General features: G+C 64.3%; 16 protein-coding genes and 1 pseudogene. 8 read left to right on the forward strand and 9 right to left on the reverse strand.

The genetic code is table 11. The annotated features are described in order from the left end of the window. Positions 1-4: 4 nt before the first annotated feature. Entirely contained in the window at positions 5-1,225 is a 1,221-nt protein-coding gene (locus tag FNV92_RS03590) for an MFS transporter (protein WP_143842183.1), read from the reverse strand. Between FNV92_RS03590 and FNV92_RS03595 the strand changes: the two genes are divergently transcribed. From FNV92_RS03595 to FNV92_RS03610, 4 genes are all read left to right on the forward strand, one after another. Further along, entirely contained in the window at positions 1,224-1,427 is a 204-nt protein-coding gene (locus FNV92_RS03595; protein ID WP_144031477.1) for a hypothetical protein, read from the forward strand. The genes FNV92_RS03590 and FNV92_RS03595 overlap by 2 nt on opposite strands. Further along, positions 1,390-1,839: a GNAT family N-acetyltransferase gene (locus tag FNV92_RS03600; protein ID WP_014439382.1), complete on the forward strand. Its 450-nt coding sequence runs from the start codon at positions 1,390-1,392 to the stop codon at positions 1,837-1,839. The genes FNV92_RS03595 and FNV92_RS03600 overlap by 38 nt, the downstream gene beginning before the upstream one ends. A 140-nt stretch (positions 1,840-1,979) precedes the next feature. Then, entirely contained in the window at positions 1,980-3,233 is a 1,254-nt protein-coding gene (locus tag FNV92_RS03605) for a serine hydrolase domain-containing protein (protein WP_244623770.1), read from the forward strand. Positions 3,234-3,440: 207 nt separating this feature from the next. Beyond that, on the forward strand, positions 3,441-3,854 hold the full coding sequence (locus tag FNV92_RS03610; RefSeq protein WP_143842181.1) for an SRPBCC family protein: 414 nt from the start codon (positions 3,441-3,443) through the stop codon (positions 3,852-3,854). Between the two features lie 204 nt (positions 3,855-4,058). On the opposite strand, the gene lepA is transcribed toward FNV92_RS03610, so the two are convergent. Then, positions 4,059-5,870, reverse strand: a complete 1,812-nt coding sequence (lepA, locus tag FNV92_RS03615; protein WP_014439385.1) for a translation elongation factor 4 — start codon at positions 5,868-5,870, stop codon at positions 4,059-4,061. 114 nt (positions 5,871-5,984) lie between these two features. Between lepA and FNV92_RS03620 the strand changes: the two genes are divergently transcribed. Next, positions 5,985-7,610, forward strand: coding sequence for a glycosyltransferase family 39 protein (locus FNV92_RS03620; protein WP_143842179.1), 1,626 nt, complete (start codon positions 5,985-5,987; stop codon positions 7,608-7,610). A gap of 7 nt (positions 7,611-7,617) precedes the next feature. Here the strand turns inward: FNV92_RS03620 and FNV92_RS03625 are convergent, their stop codons facing one another. The 5 genes and pseudogenes from FNV92_RS03625 to FNV92_RS03645 form a co-directional block, all read right to left on the reverse strand. Beyond that, complete coding sequence (locus FNV92_RS03625; protein WP_143842177.1) at positions 7,618-7,935, reverse strand: HPr family phosphocarrier protein; 318 nt, start codon at positions 7,933-7,935, stop codon at positions 7,618-7,620. Further along, positions 7,932-8,333 (reverse strand): PTS sugar transporter subunit IIA, encoded by a 402-nt coding sequence (locus tag FNV92_RS03630; RefSeq protein ID WP_028134014.1) that lies wholly within the window; start codon positions 8,331-8,333, stop codon positions 7,932-7,934. Before FNV92_RS03630 ends, FNV92_RS03625 begins: the two co-directional genes overlap by 4 nt. Before the next feature lie 190 nt (positions 8,334-8,523). Next, positions 8,524-8,991 (reverse strand): annotated as a pseudogene (locus tag FNV92_RS03635) (HPr kinase/phosphorylase). Positions 8,992-9,002: 11 nt separating this feature from the next. Further along, the gene (locus tag FNV92_RS03640) at positions 9,003-10,805 is read right to left on the reverse strand and encodes a sensor histidine kinase (protein ID WP_168213370.1); all 1,803 of its coding nucleotides are present in this window, start codon (positions 10,803-10,805) and stop codon (positions 9,003-9,005) included. Between the two features lie 174 nt (positions 10,806-10,979). Further along, entirely contained in the window at positions 10,980-11,681 is a 702-nt protein-coding gene (locus FNV92_RS03645) for a response regulator transcription factor (RefSeq protein ID WP_007597749.1), read from the reverse strand. Between the two features lie 240 nt (positions 11,682-11,921). Here FNV92_RS03645 and FNV92_RS03650 point away from each other — a divergent pair, with 240 nt between their 5' ends. The 3 genes from FNV92_RS03650 to FNV92_RS03660 all read left to right on the forward strand — a co-directional run bounded on the left by FNV92_RS03650 (position 11,922) and on the right by FNV92_RS03660 (position 17,229). Continuing rightward, on the forward strand, positions 11,922-12,671 hold the full coding sequence (locus FNV92_RS03650) for a HugZ family pyridoxamine 5'-phosphate oxidase (RefSeq protein ID WP_143842168.1): 750 nt from the start codon (positions 11,922-11,924) through the stop codon (positions 12,669-12,671). 64 nt (positions 12,672-12,735) lie between these two features. Further along, entirely contained in the window at positions 12,736-15,330 is a 2,595-nt protein-coding gene (locus tag FNV92_RS03655; RefSeq protein ID WP_168213369.1) for a CHAT domain-containing tetratricopeptide repeat protein, read from the forward strand. A 282-nt stretch (positions 15,331-15,612) separates the two neighbouring features. Further along, positions 15,613-17,229, forward strand: a complete 1,617-nt coding sequence (locus tag FNV92_RS03660) for a phosphoenolpyruvate carboxykinase (RefSeq protein WP_014439392.1) — start codon at positions 15,613-15,615, stop codon at positions 17,227-17,229. Between the two features lie 169 nt (positions 17,230-17,398). Here FNV92_RS03660 and FNV92_RS03665 read toward each other — a convergent pair whose 3' ends face one another. Beyond that, positions 17,399-18,214, reverse strand: a complete 816-nt coding sequence (locus tag FNV92_RS03665) for an acyl-CoA thioesterase (protein ID WP_014439393.1) — start codon at positions 18,212-18,214, stop codon at positions 17,399-17,401. Positions 18,215-18,310: 96 nt separating this feature from the next. Next, on the reverse strand, positions 18,311-20,827 hold the full coding sequence (locus FNV92_RS03670; RefSeq protein ID WP_168213368.1) for a glycogen/starch/alpha-glucan phosphorylase: 2,517 nt from the start codon (positions 20,825-20,827) through the stop codon (positions 18,311-18,313). Positions 20,828-20,914 lie beyond the last annotated feature (87 nt).

The following is a 20,914-nucleotide window of genomic DNA, read 5'->3' on the forward strand; positions in this document are numbered from 1 at the left end:
CCCGTCACACCGCCGCACGGCCGAGGTCGAGCTGCTGCCTGCGTTTGGTCGGGAAGCTCAGCGCCACCGCGACCGCAGCAAGCCCGATCGCGAAGGAGCCGGCGTGCAGCCATGTGTAGCGCTGGAAGTTGTCGAACACGAGTCCGCCGGCCCATGGCCCTAGTGCCATGCCGAGGCTGGCAAAGGCGGACACCGCGCCGAACACGGTGCCCATGATGCGCGCGCCGAAGAACTCGCGAACCAGCACCGCATAGAGTGGCATCACCCCGCCATAGGCGAGCCCGAACACGACCGACAGCGCGTAGAATTCGCCGAGCTGCGCCACCGCAAGATAGGTCGCGATGCACATCGCCTGCACGAACAGGCCGCCGACCAGCACCGGTTTTGCGCCGATGCGATCGGCCGCCGCGCCCAGCAGCAGGCGCCCGCCGAGCCCGGAGACGCCGGCAACGCTGTAGACCGTCACCGCCGTCAGTGGTGCGATGCCGCAGACCATCGCATAGGACACCATGTGGAAGATCGGGCCGGAATGCGCGGCGCAGCAGGCGAAGTGCGCCGCCGCGAGCGCGATGAATTGCGGCGTGCGCAGCGCTTGCGCTGCGGTCAGCTCGACTTCCGGTGCTGCATCCGCCGCCGCGGGGCCAGCAGCTACCGGCGCCGGGCGTACCAGGAAGCACGCCGGGATCAGCAGCGCCCAGGCGGCGATGCCGATCACCAGCATCGCGGTGCGCCAGTCATAGGCCGTGATCAGCCAGCTTGCGGTCGGCGCAATCGTCACTGGTGACACGCCCATGCCGGCGGAGACCAGCGCCACCGCGAGGCTGCGGTTCTTGTCGATCCAGGCGCTCGCGAGCGCCATCATCGGCGCGTAGAAGCTGCCGGCGGCAATTCCGATCAGCACGCCGAAGCAAAGCTGGAACTGCCACAGCTGCGTGGCCTGGCTCGCCGTAACCAGGCCGAGCCCCAGCAGCAGGCTTCCGGCAAGCACCACCATGCGGGTGCCGAACCGGTCGGACAGCGTGCCCCACAGGAACGCGGCCACGCCCATGCAGAGGAAATCGATCGTCGCCGCAGCCGACACGCCGGCGCGCGACCATCCCATCGTCTCCGAGATCGGCTGCAGGAACACCGCAAGCGACAGCATCGTGCCGAAACCGACACAGGTCATCAGCGCCCCCGCGGCGACGATCACCCAGCCATAGTCGATGCCCAGCGGCTTGCTCATGCGTTTCCTCGGCGCTTCTGGTCTTGTTGATGGTGCGCGCCTTGAGATGGTGGCGTATCCGGCGGTGGAGGGCAAGGTCAGCGGTGCATTGCACGTCGCCTCACGACAACAATTGCTGGTTTCTGATAATATCGCCAGCGAACCACGTCCCTTGATGTCAGTAGATGACCGAAGCCATTATCCGCACTGCAACAAGACATGATCTGCCCGAGGTGCTGAACCTCTACCGGCATCTTCATCCGCACGATCCTCAGCTCGAGGCGGCTGATGCCGAGCGCGTCTGGTCGAGATTACTTGCATCCGGCTTCATGACCGTGATCGTGGCGCAAGCAGCGGAGCTGCTGGTTGCTTCGTGCACGCTTGCGATCGTGCCCAACTTGTCCCGCGGCGGCCGATCATACGGTGTGATCGAGAATGTTGTTACTCACGCCGACTACCGCCGCTTGGGGCTCGGTCGACGAGTTCTTGCCCATGCGTTGGAAATTGGCTGGGAGGCAGACTGCTATAAGGTTCTATTGGCAACGGGCTCGAAGCAGGAGAGCACCCTCCACTTCTATGAGGGAGCGGGCTTTGATCGTGGAAGCAAAACCTACTTCGAGGTGCGCCGCCCATGACGGCCATGGGCCCACATGCTGACACCGTCCATCCGGAATGATAGCGTGCCTCTCGTCACGCGCACGTCAGACCGTGTGGGGAGTCAGGTACGATGTCTTGGGGAGCGCTCCGCAGGCCGCACGTTTGCCGCAGCCTTTTCTTGTCTATCATTTTCGCCTCCGCGGTCTGGTCGCCCTTGGCCTCTGCACAGGACGCCCAAAACTCTCCCGCCGAGCCGGGGCCGGTGTTTTCGGATAGCGGCCCCGATGCTGATATCTACGGTGCGGCCGAGGGCTATCCCGTCGGGGTGCGGGGGACCGCCACCCAGCTTGACAAGCTCGTTGGGGTCTACAGCCATTTCGGCGAGATCTACCCCTCGCGCAAGATCGGTCGCGCGGCGGCGCCCTGGCAATTCAAGCGCGCGCCGGAGCCGTCGATCACCTACAGTTTCGGCACGGAACGGCTGAGCATCGCGGACTACCTCAAGCGTAATCCGGTGACGGGCCTCTTGATCGCCAGAGACGACACCATCCTGTACGAGCACTATCAATATTCGCGGACCGATCACGACCGCTTTCTGTCGCAGTCCATGGCCAAGACGCTGGTGGCCATGCTGGTCGGGATCGCGGTCTCGGAGGGCCGCATCAAGTCGATCGACGACCTCATCTCGACCTACGTCCCTCGCCTTGCCGGCACGGAATATGGAAACACATCCATCCGGGCCCTGCTGAACATGTCGTCAGGCGTTGAATTCTCGGAAGTCTATGATGGGCACGATGACATCGCCCGGCTCGGACGAGCGCTGTTCGTTGAAGAGACGCAAGACCCTGCCGCCGTCGTCGCGCAATTCAATACCCGAACCGCGCCGCCGGGGACCAGATGGCATTATGCAAGCGTGGAGACCGAGATCCTGGGCCTGGTCCTGCGCTCTGCGACCGGCACGCCCGTTGCCGACTATCTCCACGACCGGATCTGGGATGCCATCGGCACCGAAGCGGATGCGTCATGGGCGATCGATGGGAGCGGGCAGGAGATCGCCTTCTGCTGCTTCAACGCAACCTTGCGTGACTATGCGCGCCTGGCCCGGCTGCTCGCAAGCGACGGCGTCTGGGAGGGCCGTCAGTTGATCCCCCGGCAGTGGCTGCTGGATGCCACGACCGTCAGGCCAGGCGACGGTCATCTCGCTCCGCGCGTGGCCACACCGTATTTCGGCTACGGCTATCAGGTGTGGCTCCTCCCCGGCGAGGAGCGCAGATTTGCCCTGCTCGGCATCCGCGGTCAGGTCATCCTGGTCGATCCGGCCACCAAGCTCGTCATGGTGCACACCGCCGTTCGCCCAAAGCCGTCCGAGCCGGGAGCCCTCAGGGAGCCGCTTGCGCTGTGGTCCGCCGTGCTTCAACAGCTCGGGCATTGACCGCGGCGGCCGAGTTGTTCGCGGCAGTCGGCGGATGGTCAGGAGCTGTTCCACCGGCAATTTTTTAAGATATCGACGACGCGACCATGTCGGCACGGACTGGTCTCGACCGTCCTTGGATGGACACTCCCCGACGTGCCGTGGATGAGTCCCGCACATCTGAGGCGAGTCGTCGCCTCGACTGTCAAAGACGAACTGGAGCAATGCATGAGGATCACCGTTGAAACCAGCGTAGCAGCCCCGATCGATCGGGTCTGGGATGCCTATACGACGCCTGCCGACATCGTGAAGTGGAATGCCGCGTCCGACGATTGGCATACGACCAAGGCGACCGTTGACCTGCGGGAAGGCGGCGCCTTCTCGTCCCGGATGGAGGCCAAGGACGGTAGCATGGGTTTCGACTTCGCGGGCACCTACACGAAGATCGTCGAACACAGGCGGATCGAATACGCGTTCGGCGATCGCAAGGCCGAGGTGGAGTTCGTGCCGGGTCCGACTGGCATTGTCGTCCGCGTCGTCTTCGACGGCGAGACGACGCATTCGGTCGAGCAGCAGCAGGCCGGCTGGCAGGCGATCCTCGACAGCTTCGCGCGCTACGTCGAGGCAAAGCGGAAGGCCTGATCGATCAAACGGTCGAAGGGAATGACGGGTGGTTGCATCACACACCCGGCGATGATGCCACCATACCCCTGTTTTGCCCGACGGGTCAACCAGATTTCGTAAAATCCAAAAAATGCAATGCCGCCAGAGAGGCGGCTACTGTGCATGGGGTTGTTTTCGCGCTTCTTGTTTGCCGGGCCGGCTGGTCTGGTCCCGGCCGTCGCCTCAGCTATCGACCTTCAGCGCGGCAATGAAAGCTTCCTGCGGGATGTCGACCTTGCCGAACTGCCGCATCTTCTTCTTGCCTTCCTTCTGCTTCTCCAGAAGTTTGCGCTTACGCGTGATGTCGCCGCCATAGCACTTGGCGGTGACGTCCTTGCGCAGCGCGCGCACCGTCTCGCGGGCGATCACCTTGCCGCCGATCGCCGCCTGGATCGGGATCTGGAACATGTGCGGCGGGATCAGCTCCTTCATCTTCTCGACCATGGCGCGGCCGCGGCCTTCGGCGCGGGTGCGATGCACCAGCATCGAGAGCGCGTCGACCGGCTCGGCGTTGACGAGGATCTGCATCTTGACGAGGTCGGCCGGCTTGTAGTCGGTGAGATGATAGTCGAACGAGGCGTAACCCTTGGAGACCGACTTCAGACGGTCGTAGAAGTCGAACACGACTTCGTTGAGCGGCAGGTCGTATTTCACCATCGCGCGCGAGCCGACATAGGTCAGCTCCTTCTGCACGCCGCGGCGGTCCTGGCACAGCTTCAACACGCTGCCGAGATATTCGTCGGGGGTGAGGATCGTGGCCTCGATCCAGGGCTCCTGGATCTCCGCGATCTTGACCACGTCGGGCATGTCGACGGGATTGTGAATCGAGATTTCCTGACCGTCGGTCAGCTTCATCTTGTAGATCACGCTCGGCGCGGTCGCGATCAGGTTGAGGTCGAATTCGCGCGACAGGCGTTCCTGGATGATCTCCAGATGCAACAGCCCGAGGAAGCCGCAGCGGAAGCCGAAGCCGAGTGCGGCCGACGTCTCCATCTCGTAGGAGAAGCTGGCGTCGTTGAGGCGCAGCTTGCCCATCGCGGCGCGCAGCGTCTCGAAATCATCGGCGTCGGCCGGGAATAGACCGCAGAACACCACGGGGATGGCCGGCTTGAAGCCCGGCAGCATTTCCGTCACGGGCTTCTTGTCGTCGGTGATGGTGTCGCCGACGCGGGTGTCGGCGACTTCCTTGATGGCCGCCGTGATGAAACCGATCTCGCCCGGGCCGAGCTCGTCGACCTGCGTCATCTTCGGCGTGAAGAAACCGACGCGCTCGATGTCATAGGCCGCGCCGGTGCCCATCATGCGGACTCGGCTGCCCTTCTTCATGACGCCGTCGACGACGCGGATCAGCACGACGACGCCGAGATAGACATCGTACCAGCTGTCGACCAGCAGCGCCTTCAGCGTCGCGTCGCGATCGCCCTTCGGCGGCGGCAGGCGGGTGACGATGGCTTCGAGTACATCGGGAACGCCGAGGCCGGTCTTGGCGGAGATCATCACCGCGTCGGAAGCGTCGATGCCGATGACGTCCTCGATCTGCTGCTTGACCTTCTCCGGCTCTGCGGCGGGAAGATCGACCTTGTTCAGGACCGGCACGATCTCATGACCCGCATCGAGCGCGTGGTAGACGTTGGCGAGCGTCTGCGCCTCGACGCCCTGGCTGGCGTCGACCACCAGCAGGGAACCCTCGCACGCCGCCAGCGACCGCGAGACTTCGTAGGCGAAGTCGACATGGCCGGGCGTGTCCATCAGGTTGAAGATGTAGTCCTTGCCGTCCTTGGCCTTGTACGCAAGGCGCACCGTCTGCGCCTTGATGGTGATGCCGCGCTCGCGCTCGATATCCATGGAATCGAGCACCTGCTCCTTGCCCGCCATCTCGCGGTCGGAGAGGCCGCCCGTCATCTGGATCAGGCGGTCGGCCAGCGTCGATTTGCCATGGTCGATATGGGCGACGATGGAGAAATTGCGGATGTTCGAAATGGGGACGGTCGTCATGGGCGCGGGATACCACTCACATCCCCGTGCGGCAACCATATTGCTGTATTTTCAGGGCCTTTCTTCACGCCAAGCTGATTCCACGACGGCCCAAAACGCGCTACGCAACGGCCCATGTCAACGACCTCGATCCCCTCCGCTCGACCACGCGTCAAAGCCCGAGTGAGCCTTGGCCGCTTTCGGGCCTGGCTGGTTGCCAGCGCTATCCGCCCGGAGGCCCGTCTTTGGCTGGTGATCCAGTTCGCCATCCTGCATGCGGTGATCTGGACCTTCATCCTGATCAATCTCAAGGCGGCGCAGGACGTTCACATGGACGTCGCGGAAGCCTATGGCTGGGGCCAGAAATTCCTGCTCGGCTACGGCAAGCACCCGCCGCTGTCGGGCTGGGTGGCCGGCCTCTGGTTCATGGTGTTCCCGGCGACGGACTGGGCGACCTATGCGCTGGCGATGGCGACTGTCGGCCTCGGCATGGTGATCTGCTGGCTCGTGAGCTTGCGCGTCGTGGACGCGCGGCGCGCCTTCCTGGTCGTGGTGATGATCGCGCTCTACCCGATCTTCAATTTCAAGGGTTTCAAGTACAACCCGGACCTGCTGCAGCTCGTCACGCTGCCGCTTCTGGTGCTCGCCTATCTCAACGCCTTCGAGAAGCGGAGCTGGCAGTCCGGCATCTGGTTCGGGCTCGCCGGCGCGCTGGCGCTGATGACCAAATACTGGATACTGACCATGATCGGCGCCATTGGCCTTGCCGCGCTGATCCATCCCGATCGTATCAAATTCCTCCTGTCGGCGGCCCCGTGGGTGGCGATCGCGACGATGGCGGTGGCGATGATCCCGCACGTCGTCTGGCTGGCGGACGTGCATTTCGTGCCGCTGACCTATGCCGGCGACACCTACAGCCTCGAGGACAGCCGCCTCGTGCATCAGCTCGTCGCCGGCTATGTCCTGCATAATTTCGCGCTGCTGGCCTTGCCGGTGGCGCTCGCCGCGCTGGCCATGGCGCTGGTGCCGCATTGGTTCACGCTGCTGTTGCGCGCGCCCTCGCGTATCGTCACGCGGGCCTGGGCGCGCGGCGCCAATGCGGGCGTCAATCTCTCGCAGGCGATGAACGTCTGGATCATCCAGATCATCGTCGCGGTCGGCCCGCCGCTCGGCGCGCTGGTCTTCAGCATCTACATGAAGACCGACTGGGGCATCTCGCTGTTCTTCCTGGTGCCGCTCGCGCTGGTCGCGATCCCTGCGCTGCGGGTGCAGGGTGCGGTGCTGTTCAACATCGCCGCAATCTGGTTCGTGCTCAGCGTCGCGACGCTGATAGCCTCGCCCTGGATCGCCGCGCGCGAGATGGCCGCCAATGCCGGCAATACCGCGACCTACGGCGCGCGCTCGGATCTCGCACGCGAGCTGACGCAGGCCTGGCACACGCGCTTCGCCTCGCGCTGGGCGGTCGTTGCCGGCACCATGGAATCGATCCAGCCGATGGTGTTCTACAGCCCGGATCATCCGGCTGCGTTGATGCCGCTCGAAGCCTGGGATTCCGGGCTGACCTCGCGCGAGGACGCCAAGACATACGGCTTCATCGGCGTGTTCGATCCGACCGACGGCCGCCTGCCGGCGTTCGAGAAATGGGTGTCGGAGATCGCGCCGAACGCCGAGCGCATCGTGATGACCACGCGCCGCTTCACCCACGGCAAGGCTGGTCCGTCGATGAGCTGGAACATCTACATCGCGCCGCCGGCGAAGTGACGAGGGACTAAATCCCTTCCTCGTTGAACTTGCTTTCAACGAGTTCGGTGATTGCCGCGAGCGCGGCATCCGCTTCAGCACCGGCCGCGGCCACCGTGATCGTCGTGCCCGGGCCGGCCGCGAGCATCATCAGGCCCATGATCGAGGTGCCGCCGACGGTCTCGCCGCCGCGTGTCACCCACACCTGCGCGTTGAAGCGCTCGACGGCCTGGACGAATTTCGCGGAGGCGCGGGCGTGCAGGCCGCGCTTGTTGATGATCAGGAGGTCCTTGGAGATCGCGCCCGCGGGCACGCCCGACCCGGCTTGCGGCGCGTCCTCGCTCATTTGCCGGCGAGCACGCGGCTGGCGATGGTGACGTATTTGCGGCCCGCTTCCTGGGCCATCGCGATCGCGTCGGGCAGCGTGCGCTCTTCGCGCACCTTGGCGAGCTTCACCAGCATGGGAAGGTTGATGCCCGCGAGGACTTCGACCTTCGGCCGGCTCATGCAGGATATCGCCAGGTTGGACGGCGTGCCGCCGAACATGTCGGTGAGGATCGCAACGCCATCGCCGGAATCGACGCGGTTAACCGCCTCGATGATGTCGCTTCGACAGAGATCGGAATCATCTTCAGCGCCGATCGTGATCGCTTCGATTTGCTTTTGTGGGCCCATGACATGCTCAAGCGCTGCCTTGAACTCGTCGGCAAGGCGCCCGTGGGTCACAAGTACTAGACCAATCATCGGAAAACTCCTCGCGGGCGCTTTTGGTGCACCGCACGAACGCGCCACTTTGACCATCCAGAGCCCCCGCGCAAGGGGGGATGTTGCGTATCTCCCTGAATCTAGACGGATGGATAAGGGGAGCTGCGTCGGTCTATTCGGTCGCGAGTGTGGGGTTCATATGGTTACAATTTCCCTTCAAACAATCGCCTCAAGGGTTAGTGGAAGGTTAACTCTTGGTAGTGGTCAAGGCCGCAACAACCAAGGGGAGGGGCGAATAGCCGCGTCCGACCGGGATTCGGGGTATTTCGACACCGGAAATGCTTGTTTTGAGCGATTCTGCCGCGGGCAGGCGTTCCGCCTCCGCGGCGTCCAGATCGACCACGAGACCGACGGTCGCATGCTCCACGAAGTCGCAGTGGCGGATCCCCAGTCCCCGGATCTCGATCAGGCCGGCCAGTCTCGGTGCGGGACGGACCTCAATTTCATGGCCGACTGTCGCCAGATGGACACGGTCGTCCCCGACCAGAACGGCGCTTTCGACCACGCCGGCGCGCCCCGCCATGATCAAATCGAAGGCAAGCCGCGACTTGCCCGAGCCGGACGGCCCGCGGATCAGCACGGCCAGAGTCCCCACCTTGACCGCGGAGGCGTGAACGCTGGGGCCGCCGTCGCTCAATCTCCCTTGGCTCATAGCGCCGGCAGCCTCACCACGAAGCGCGCGCCGGCAACTGTCGGCGCGCCGTCCGCGTCCAGCGGGCCGGCACGGTTTTCGGCCCAGATGCGCCCGCCATGGGCATCGACGATCTGCTTGGAGATCGACAGGCCGAGGCCGGAGTTCTGGCCAAAGCCTTGATGCGGACGGTCGGTGTAGAAGCGCTCGAAGATGCGCTCCAGCGCGTCGTCGCGGATGCCGGGGCCGTCGTCGTCGACCACGATCTCGATCTCGGAACGGACGCGGCGGCAGGTGAGGCGTACCTTTTTGCCTGCTTCCGAGAAGGATTGCGCGTTGGAGAGCAGGTTGGAGACCACCTGCCCGAGCCGCGAATCATGGCCGGTCACGGCGAAGGCGTCGGTTGGGCTGCGGCCCTCGAAGCGGGTCTCGACCGCGACGTCATGGCCGAGCTTGGTCTCGTTGGCGACGGACACGAGGGTCGTCAGCAGGCGGCGCAGGTCGACCGGGACCGCATCCTGGCGCTGCAATTCGGCGTCGAGGCGGCTGGCGTCGGAGATGTCCGAAATCAGCCGGTCCAGCCGCTTGACGTCGTGCTCGATCACCTCGAGCAGGCGGGCGCGGCTGTTCTCGTTGCGCGCCAGCGGCAGCGTCTCGACCGCGGAGCGCAGCGAGGTCAGCGGATTCTTCAATTCGTGCGCGACGTCGGCGGCGAACATCTCGATGGCTTCGATCCGGCTGTAGAGCGCGCTGGTCATGTCGCGCAGCGCGCCGGAGAGATGGCCGATCTCGTCGCGGCGGCGGGTGAAGTCGGGAATCTCGATGCGGGCCTTGATGCGGCGGCGAACGCTCTCGGCGCTGTCGGCAAGCCGGCGCACCGGTCCTGCGATCGTGCTGGCGAGCAGCAGTGACAGCATGATCATGACCGCGGCGGCAACACCGCCGACCTTCAGGATCGCGAGGCGCTCGGCGGTGACCATCTGGTCGATGTCGTCGCCCTGGGTGGACAGCATCAACGCGCCGTGGATGGCGCGTGAGCGCAGCACGGGGACCGCGACCGAGACGATCACCTCGCCGCGCGCATTGACCCGCACCATCGAGCGCTTCTGGCCCTGGAGTGCGTCACTCACTTCCGCATAGCCGTTGCCGTTCTCGGGCCCGAGCTCGCGATAGAGCGGCAGGTCGCCGCGGTTCAGCCAGGTGCGCACCGCGACCATGCCGCGCTCGACGAAGCCGGGCTTGTCGGCCGGCGGCGGAAGGTTGAGGCGCAGCACGTTTTCGAGATTGCGGCTGTCGAGCAGCAGGCTGCCGTTCGGATCGTAGATGCGGGCTCGCGTCTTGGTCGGCGAGATCAGCGTGCGCAGCACCGGCGCCACGCGTTCCGGATTGATCGGAAAGTCCAGCGGCGAATACTCGTCCGGTCCGCCATAGGTCTCGCCCGGCTTGAGATCGAGCAGCCGGTCGGGATCGATGGTGATGGTGTTGGTTTGGACGGTCGCGGACGCCGCGATCGCGCCGGCGATGATTTCGGCCTGCACCAGCAGGCTCTGCGCGCGCGCGTCGATCAGGCCGGCGCGGAACTGCGACAGGTAAAGGATGCTCGCGACCAGCGCGACGAGGCCGGCAAGGTTGAGCGAGACGATGCGGCGGGTCAGGCTCGAGAAGGACAGCGCGAAGAAGAACTGCCCGGCGCGCTTCAGCCAGTTCAGCGGTCGCCACCCCTGCGCGGCCGGCCTGTCCTCGGCGACGTGCTCCAGACCGCCGTCGGATGCGACATCCCCGGCGCTCTGGTTCTCGTCAGGCTGCGTTCGGTCAAGCAATGCTTACGCCCGCGTTGGGACTTCTCGTGGGAAGGATCCCCGCATCCTAGAGCATGATCCGGAAAAGTGTGCAGCGGTTTTCCGAAAAGATCACGCTCAAGCTATCGAGCCATCCCGGTCCCGATGGAATCAGGACCGGCGATACTCCTGGTCTTTGTTGAAGGCGCGTGAGGCTCAGGCTTCCTTGAAGCGGTAGCCGACGCCGTACAGCGTCTCGATCATCTCGAACTCGTTGTCGACCACCTTGAACTTCTTGCGCAGCCGCTTGATGTGGCTGTCGATGGTGCGGTCGTCGACATAGACCTGGTCGTCATAGGCGGCGTCCATCAGCGCGTTGCGGCTCTTGACCACGCCGGGCCGGGTCGCCAGCGCCTGGAGGATCAGGAACTCGGTGACGGTCAGCGTCACCGGCTCGTTCTTCCAGGTGCAGGTATGACGTTCCGGATCCATGCGCAGCAGGCCGCGGTCGAGCGCCTTGGCGTCGTTCTCCTTCGGCGTGACGGTCGGGTCCTTCGGCGCCGAGCGGCGCAGCACGGCCTTGACGCGCTCGACCAGCAGGCGCTGCGAGAAAGGTTTGCGGATGAAATCGTCGGCGCCCATCTTGAGGCCGAACAGCTCGTCGATTTCTTCGTCCTTGGAGGTCAGGAAGATGACCGGCAGGTCGGACTTCTGCCGCAGGCGCCGCAGCGTCTCCATGCCGTCCATGCGCGGCATCTTGATGTCGAGGATGGCGAGATCGGGCTGGGTGGTACGGAAACCGTCCAGCGCGGAGGCGCCGTCGGTGTAGGTCATGATGCGATAGCCTTCGGCTTCCAGCGCGATCGAGACGGATGTGAGAATGTTGCGGTCGTCGTCGACCAAAGCGATTGTGGGCATGAGCCTCTGCTTTCTGCTTTCCGTTTGGGTCGTGGCTTAAACGGCGAGCAATCCACTGATGCGCCGCATACATGGGTGCCGAATTTGGCGTTCGAACCTTGTCACCGAGCAATGCAAGCTGGGCTGAAGTGTGACCAAGTTCCACGAAACACGGCAGATTCGCCGCATGTCGACCCATAACCCGACCCTCGTTTACCCGAAAAAAGGCCCTCCTTGCAACCACCCGAGCCGAGAAAGCCAATGCAACCGACCCCCGATTTCGACCCCGGAAAGCTCGCCAGATCGCTGCTCAGGCGGTCGCGCCAAGGCGCGCTGGCAACGCTGATGGCGGGCTCCGGCGATCCCTATTGTTCCCTGGTCAATCTGGCCAGCCACCCGGACGGCTCCCCGATCCTGCTGATCTCGGGCTTGGCGGTCCATACCAGGAACATTCTCGCGGATAGCCGGGTCTCGTTAATGCTGGACGAACGTGGGGCCGGCGATCCCTTGGAAGGCGCCCGCATCATGCTTTCTGGCCACGCCGAACAGGCCGCAGCCGACAAGGAACTCCTCAAGCGGCGGTATCTCAATGCCCATCCGTCCGCTGAAGCCTTTGTATCGTTTAAGGATTTCTCCTTTTTCCGGATCCGGCCCACGGGGACCCATCTGGTCGCCGGCTTTGGCCGGATCGTCGACCTCCGGCCGGAGCAGTTCCTAACCGACCTCGCCGGCGCTGAGGACCTGCTGGTGGCGGAGGAGGGGGCCGTCGAGCACATGAACGCCGACCACCGCGACGCCATGGGGCTCTACGCCACCAAACTCCTCGGTGCGGCCGAGGGCGACTGGCGCTGCACCGGCTGTGACCCCGAGGGCCTCGATATGCAGGATGGCCAGACCGCGCTGCGGCTCGATTTCCCGGAGCGCGTGACCAACGGCACGGCGCTACGAAAAATGCTGGTCCGCCTCGCTGGCGAAGCGCGCACCAAGCTGGATTCCAGCACTACAAATTGAACGCCGTTGCCCATCGCTGCGACCCAAGACCGTAATGATCTTGAGGTGCGCAGCGAGAGGATTCATGACACGCCGTCGTCTGACGCTGGTTGCGGGTCTGGCGCTCGCAATCACGGTATCGCTGGCCACGCCCGGCCTCGCCCAGAAGGGTGATCTCTCCGCGCAAAGCGCGCGGATCAACGCGCTGAGAAGCGCCGGCAAATATTCGGAAGCGCTGCCGCTGGCGCAGGCCATGGTGGCGTCTCTCGAGAAAACCACCAACAATCGCGACCTCGCAGGCGCTCTCAACAATCTCGCGCAAATCCATGCCGACCAGGGCCACGACGACCAGGCCGAGCCGATCTACAAGCGTGCCATCGCGCTGATGGAAAAGGGGACGGGTCTGGGCAGCGTCGAGATCGCACCGGTCCTGAACAACCTTGCTGCACTCTATCAGCGGCAGAGCCGGCTTTCCGAGGCTGAGCCGCTGTTCAAGCGTGCGCTCGCCGTTCGCGAGAAGGCGCTGTCGCGCGAGCATCCCGATGTCGGCCAGTCGCTCAACAATCTCGGCACGCTCTATGTGAAGCAGCAGCACTACGCGGACGCGGAGCCCTTGTTTCAACGGGCGCTGGCGATCTACCAGAAAGTCGGTGGTCCCGAGCATCCGGCCGTCGCGACCCTCCTGAACAATCTCGGTCAACTCTATCGCGATCTCGACCGCGACGCGGAGGCCGAAGTGCCGATCAGGCGCTCGCTCGTGATCCGCGAAAAGGTGCTGGGGATGGATCATCCCGACGTCGCGCGGTCCCTCAACAATCTTGCCGGCCTCTCCGAGCACCAGCGGCGCTATGCCGACGCCGAGCCGCTCTATCGCCGTGCGCTTGCTATCCGCGAGCGGGCGCTCGGGCCCGATCACCCTGATGTCGCGACCTCGACCAGCAACCTCGCTTATTTCCTCTACGTGTCTGGTCGAAATGCGGACGCGCTGCCTCTCGCGGAAAAAACCCTTCGCAGCGACCGCGCGCAGTTGCGCGTCGTGCTGCCGGTCCTGTTCGCTGCGCGGCAGCAACATCTGCTACCTGACGACAAGGCGCTGGACGAGGCGCTCGCCGCGATCCAGCGCGGCACGCAATCGTCTGCCGCATCCGCCGTGAACAAGCTCGCCGTGCGCCTTGCCGCCGGCAGCGACCGGCTTGCCGAACTGGTGCGCCGGGATCAGGACCTCGCGGCCGAGTCCGAGGCGCTCGACAAGGCGATCATCGTCGCGGTGTCGAAGCAGTCGGCCCAGCGCGACGCCGCGGCCGAGGCGCGCAGCCGCGCGCGGATCGCGACGATTGCGAACGAGCGTGCAGGCTTGCAGAAGACGTTCGTCGTCGAGTTCCCGGACTACGCCTCGCTTTCCAATCCGCTGCCGCTGGCCGTCAAGGACATTCAGCCGCTGCTGTCGGCCGATGAGGCGATGGTGCTCTTTTCCGTGGTCGACAAGCAGAGCCATGTCATCGCGATCACGCGCGAGGGTGTCGAGTGGAAGGAGATTCCGCTCGGCGCGGACGCGCTGGCGCAGAAGGTCACGGCGTTCCGCCGCGGACTCGATGTCGGCAAAGCGCGCGATGCGTCCGGCAAATCCGGATTGTTCGATCTTGCGCTCGCCAACGAACTCTATGTCGCGCTGCTCGGTCCGGTCGAGGCTCTGACACAAGGCAAGCGTAACCTGCTGGTGGTGCCGTCGGCCGCGCTGACCGCCTTGCCGTTTCACCTGCTCGTCACGGAGAAACCGCAGGCTGCGATCCCGGATACGCTCGATGGCTATCGCAGCGCCGCCTGGCTGCTGCGGCGTCAGGCCGTGTCGGTGCTGCCGTCGGTGGCCAGCCTGAAATCGCTGCGTGCCTTTGCGCGGAGAGACCACGGCGTGAAGCCGATGACCGGCTTCGGCGATCCCGTGTTCAATCCCGCGCTGGAAGGGCCGGCCGATCGTCGCGCTGCGAATGGAAAGGTTGCCGCGCGCAGCATCGTGACATCAGCCTATACCGACTTTTGGCGCGGTGCCGGCGTCGATCGCGCGCAGCTGGCGCAGGCGCTGCCGCAATTGCCGGATACGGCGGATGAGTTGAATGCAGTGGCCAAGGATGTCGGCGCGACCGCAGCCGACATCCATCTCGGCCGCGATGCCAGCGAGACGACGCTGAAGCGTGCAGCGCTTGCTCAATACAGCATCATCTACTTTGCCACCCACGGCCTCGTCGCTGGCGACATCAAGGGATTGGGCGAGCCTTCGCTTGCTCTCTCCATTCCTGAACAACCCACGGAGCTGGACGACGGCCTGCTCACGGCGAGTGAAGTTGCCCAGCTCAAGCTCAATGCGGATTGGGTTGTGCTGTCGGCCTGCAACACTATTGCCGGCGACAAGCCGGGCGCTGAAGCGCTGTCGGGACTGGCGCGCTCGTTCTTCTACGCCGGCGCCCGCGCGCTGCTGGTCTCGCACTGGGCCGTGGATTCGGAAGCTGCCACACGCTTGACCACCTCGACTTTCGAGTTGCTCAAGAACGAACCAGAAATAGGCCGTGCCGAAGCCTTGCGCCGCGCGATGTTGGCGTATGTTGATGACGCCTCGTCGCCGCGCAACGCTTACCCCGCGATCTGGGGACCGTTCGCGCTGATCGGTGAAGGCGAGGTGCGATAGCCCGGTCCACGATTGTGCGTCGCAACAACCCCAGGAAACGCCGAAACACGCATTTGGTTGCGCGATCATTCGTGATTTCTGGATGCGGATGCTCAGGGCTGACATGCGCGACGTTTGGCGCGGTCTTTGAATAAACCAAATCCTAAGGGATCGGCTTGGCAACGTCAGCGTTCACCGATATTAGGTCGTCCAACCGAGGCCGGACGGCCTGTAATTCACGGTGACCGCGATGGTGCCAAAGTCAGGTCGCGCTATGTGTCGCGGGTTCTAGGAGGATTTTTCGTGCAAGAGACGGGCGTGCGCAACGGTGCCTTCGGCGCCGACAAATTCGGCTTAAAGAATCTCAAGCAGGTTCACTGGAACCTCGGCGCACCGCAACTCTATCAGTACTCGCTCGCCGCGGGCGAGGCGGTGCTGTCCGCTGACGGCGCGCTCTGCGCCGACACCGGTGAGTTTACCGGTCGCAGTCCGAAGGACAAGTTCACGGTGCGTGACGCCACCACCGACAAGAAGATGTGGTGGGCCGGCAACCAGTCGATCACCGCCGAGCAGTTCGAGACGCTCTACCAGGATTTCCTCAAGCACGCCGAAGGCAAGAAGCTGTTCGCGCAGGACCTCTATGGCGGCGCCGATCCGGCTTACCGGATCAAGACCCGGGTCTTCACCGAGCTCGCCTGGCACTCGCTGTTCATCCGGACGCTGCTTATCCGCCCCGAGGCGATCGAGCTGTCGACCTTCACGCCTGAGCTCACCATCATCGACATGCCGAGCTTCCGCGCCGATCCGAAGCGCCATGGTTGCAAGTCGGAAAACGTCGTCGCGATCGACTTCGCCCGCAAGATCGTGCTGATCGGCGGCTCCTATTATGCCGGCGAGATGAAGAAGTCGGTCTTCACCACGCTGAACTACTATCTGCCGGAGCGCGGCGTGATGCCGATGCACTGCTCGGCCAATGTCGGCGCCAAGGGCGACGCCGCGATCTTCTTCGGGCTGTCAGGCACCGGCAAGACCACGCTGTCGGCCGATCCCAACCGCACCCTGATCGGCGACGATGAGCACGGCTGGGGCCCGAACGGCGTGTTCAACTTCGAGGGCGGCTGCTACGCCAAGTGCATCAAGCTCTCGCAGGAAGCCGAGCCGCAGATCTATGCGGCGTCGACGCGCTTCGGCGCGGTGCTCGAGAACTGCGTGCTCGACGAGGACACCCGCGTGGTGGACTTCGACGACGGCTCCAAGACCGAGAACACGCGTTCGGCCTATCCGCTCGACTTCATCCCGAACGCCTCGCGTACCGGTCGCGCCCCGCAGCCGAAGAACGTGGTGATGCTCGCCGCCGACGCCTTCGGCGTGCTGCCGCCGATCGCCAAGCTGTCGCCGGCGCAGGCGATGTATCACTTCCTGTCCGGCTACACTGCCAAGGTCGCGGGCACCGAGCGCGGCCTCGGCAACGAGCCGCAGCCGGAATTCTCGACCTGCTTCGGCTCGCCCTTCCTGCCGCTCGATCCGTCCGTCTACGGCAACATGCTGCGCGACCTCATTGCCCAGCACAATGTCGATTGCTGGCTGGTCAACACGGGCTGGACCGGCGGCAAGTATGGTGTTGGCTCGCGCATGCCGATCAAGGTGACGCGCGCGCTGCTGACCGCCGCGCTCGACGGCTCGCTTCGCAACGTCGAATTCCGCACCGACAAATATTTTGGCTTCGCGGTCCCGACCGCGCTGCCGGGCGTGCCGAGCGAGATCCTCAACCCGGTCAACACCTGGAAGGACAAGGACGAGTTCGACAAGACCGCCCGCGCGCTGGTCGGCATGTTCCAGAAGAACTTCGCCAAGTTCGAAGCCCATGTCGATGCCGAGGTCCGCGCAGCCGCGCCGGACGTGAAGCTCGCGGCGGAGTGATTTCTCTCGCCTTTGGTTGAATGCAAAAGGGCGGCCGAGAGGCCGCCCTTTTTTGTTTCTTGCGATCTTTCCGCCGTCATTGCGAGCGCAGCGAAGCAATCCAGAATCCCTCCGCAGTGACAGCCTGGATTGCTTCGCTGCGCTGGCAAGGACGAGTCTTTGGAAGCACTCAGGCCTTGAAGTACGCGATCTGCGTGGTCGTCGCGAGCAGCCGCCCGTTCGGCGACCACAGCTCGGCGTTCTGGTCGGCGTAGCTCTTGTGCATGATCTTCGAATCGGCCGTCGCCAGCACGCGGGTGATGTCCTCGGCCGCGAGCTCTTCGCTGTCGGTGTGGAAATACGTCGTCAGCGACACCGTGCCGAACGGCACCAGTTCGCGCCTTGCGTGGAAGATGCGGCCGAAGAAAGCGTCTGACATCGACATCAGCGACAGCATATCGAGCTTGCGCGGAGTGCGGTCGCTGATCCAGATCTTCGAATAGGTGCCGGCAAGTTCGGCCTGCGGCGGGCCGATCCGCATCTCGCCCTCGACGAAGCGGAATTCATACTGGTTGGCCCACGACGCCGAGATCTTTGGGAACGGCAGCGTCTGTTCGAACGGCTTTGCTTCAGGATATTGCGCCACCCTGTGCTCCCACGACGGTCGGCGCTCGGCGAACACCGCGGTGGCGAGCGTTGCGACCTCGCCGCCGCCCTGCGACAGTTCAACGCTCCAGTGCTGGCTGGAGCGGTTGGCCTTCACCAGCCGCAGGTCGAGATCGAACGGGCCCTTGGCGATCGGCGCGCAGTAATTGACGGTTAGCGCCAGCGGTTCGCCGGCGCGTTGCGGGTGCTCGATCAGCGCGCGCAGGATCGTCGCGGCCGTGATACCGCCGAACGGGCCGACAAAGGCCCAGTAGTCGTCGCTGGTGTGCCCCTGCCAACTGGAGTCACCGGCGGTGATGCGGGTGGCGTCGTCGAAGGGATGCGGGAGCTTGGCGTGCATTGTTGTTTCCAGCTTTCAATGACGGACGTCATATCACGCCCGCCGCCGGCCTGCGCAATTACCTGCTGCGTAACGCCGATTTCATCCTGCGGAAAATCAGCCCGCGACGTCGCGCAGATTCGGCAGCAGTGGCGTGGTCGGGTTTACCGGCACGGTCCAGATTTCCTCGGCGTATTCACGAATGGTGCGGTCGGATGAGAACCACGCCATGCGCGCGACGTTGAGGATGGAGGCGCGCGTCCAGGCCGGCGCCACCTGCCAGCGCGCATCGACGCTGCGCTGTGCCTCGTAGTAGGAATCGAAGTCGGCGCTGACCATGTAGTGATCGAGATAGCGCAGCGCATGCGCGATGGATTCGAAGCGGCCGGGATCGCCGGGGGAGAATTCACCGCCGCCGATCGCATTGATGGCGCGCTGGAGCTTTGGCGATTTGCGGATCACGTCGGAGGCATCCAGCCCCTGCTTGCGCCGGATCATGACGTCGCCCGCTTCCATGCCGAAGATCGCGATGTTCTCGGCGCCGACGTGATCGCGGATCTCGATATTGGCGCCGTCGAGCGTGCCGATGGTGAGGGCGCCGTTCAGTGACAGCTTCATGTTGCCGGTGCCGGAGGCTTCCATGCCGGCGGTCGAGATCTGCTCGGACAGGTCGGCCGCGGGAATGATCACTTCCGCGAGGCTGACATTGTAGTCGGGCAGGAAGACGACCTTGAGCTTGCCGCCGATCGCGGGGTCGTTGTTGACCACCTCCGCGACATCGTTGATCAGCTTGATGATCAGCTTGGCGTAGCGATAGCTCGCTGCCGCCTTGCCAGCGAAGATCTTGACCCGCGGCACCCAATTCCCGTCGGGATCGTCCTTGATCGACTGGTACAGCGCAACTGTTTCGATGATGTTGAGCAGCTGGCGCTTGTATTCATGGATGCGCTTGATCTGCACGTCGAACAGCGCGCTCGGGTCGACCTTGATGCCGAGCCGTTCGCCGATCAGGCGCGCAAGCGCCATCTTGTTGTGAAGCTTGACGCTGCGGAACTTCTTCTGGAATTCGACGTCGCTGGCGCGCGCCTCGATCAGGCTGAGCTGGGTCGGATCGTCGAGCACGGCATCGCCGCAGGTCTCGCGCAATAGGTCCGTCAGCTTCGGGTTTGCCAGCATCAGCCAGCGGCGGAAGGTGATGCCGTTGGTCTTGTTGGTGATGCGGCCGGGGTAGAGATGGTTGAGATCGTGGAACACGGTCTCGCGCATCAGGTCGGAATGCATCGCCGAGACGCCGTTGATGCGGTGCGAGCCGACGAAGGCGAGCTGGCCCATGCGCACGCGGCGACCGCTCTTCTCGTCGATCAGCGAAACCGAGGCGCGGAAATCGATGTCGCCGGGCGCGCGCGCTTCGGCGAGCGCGAGATGCTGCACGTTGATGCGGTAGATGATTTCCAGATGCCGCGGCAGCAGCCGCTCGAACAGCTCGACCGGCCAGGTTTCGAGCGCCTCTGGCAGCAGCGTGTGGTTGGTGTAGGAGAGGGTGGCGACCGTGATTTTCCAGGCCTCGTCCCAGCGGAAATTGTGGAGGTCGACGAGGATGCGCATCAACTCGGTGACGGCAAGGCTCGGATGGGTGTCGTTGAGCTGCACCGCGACCTTGGACGACAGGCTGCGGAGCTGGCCGTCGGACGACAGATGCCGCTTGATGAGGTCCTGCAGCGAAGCCGAGACGAAGAAATATTCCTGGCGCAGGCGCAGCTCGCGGCCGGCGGGGCTCTCGTCGTTCGGATAGAGGAATTTGCAGATCGCTTCGGCGCGCGACTGCTCGGCGCTGGCGCTGACATAGTCGCCCTTGTTGAAGGCATCGAGCTTCAACGGATCGGGCGAGCGCGCCGACCACAGGCGGAGCGCATTGACGTGCTGACCGCGCCAGCCGACGATCGGCGTGTCATAGGCGATCGCCTGCACCGTCTCGCCCGGGTGCCAGATCGCGCGGTCGCGGCCCTTGTCGTCGACATGCTCGACACCGCCGCCGAAGTTGATGTCGTAGATGACCTCCGGCCGCTGCAATTCCCAGGGATTGCCGAAGCCGAGCCATTCATCCGGATATTCCTGCTGCCAGCCTTGATTGATGATCTGGCGGAACAGGCCGTAATCGTAGCGGATGCCGTAGCCGATCGCGGGGATCGACAGCGTGGCCATGCTTTCCATGAAGCAGGCGGCGAGCCGTCCCAGGCCGCCATTGCCGAGCGCGGCATCCGGCTCGCATTTGCGGAGCTCGGGCAGCGAAACGCCGAGATCGCCGAGCGCGACCTCGAAGATCTTGAGCAGCCCCATGTTGTTCAGCGCGTCGGTGAACAGACGGCCGATCAGGAATTCGAGCGAGAGATAGTAGACGCGCTTGCGCCCGGCGTCGTAGCTGTGCTTCTCGGCCGTGAGCCAGCGGTGCACGATGCGGTCGCGCAGCGCGAGCGCCGCGGCCTGGTACCAGTCGTGCTTGGTCGCCATGCCGGCGTCCTTGCCGATGGCAAGGCGCAGTTTCGCCAGGATCGTGCCCTTGATCTCAGCCAGCGCGAGTTCGTCGATGGGCTGGCCGGCAGCTGGGAAATTTGGCTGGAACGATTGATCTTGCAAGGCCGTCACTTCCTGGTCGCGAGAACACCACTAACCCTACGCGTCTTGTCATCCTAAGCGTATTGCCCCTGCACCGGAACCATCGCT

Origin of the sequence: Bradyrhizobium cosmicum (assembly GCF_007290395.2) — a bacterium.
GTDB classification, from domain to species: domain Bacteria; phylum Pseudomonadota; class Alphaproteobacteria; order Rhizobiales; family Xanthobacteraceae; genus Bradyrhizobium; species Bradyrhizobium cosmicum.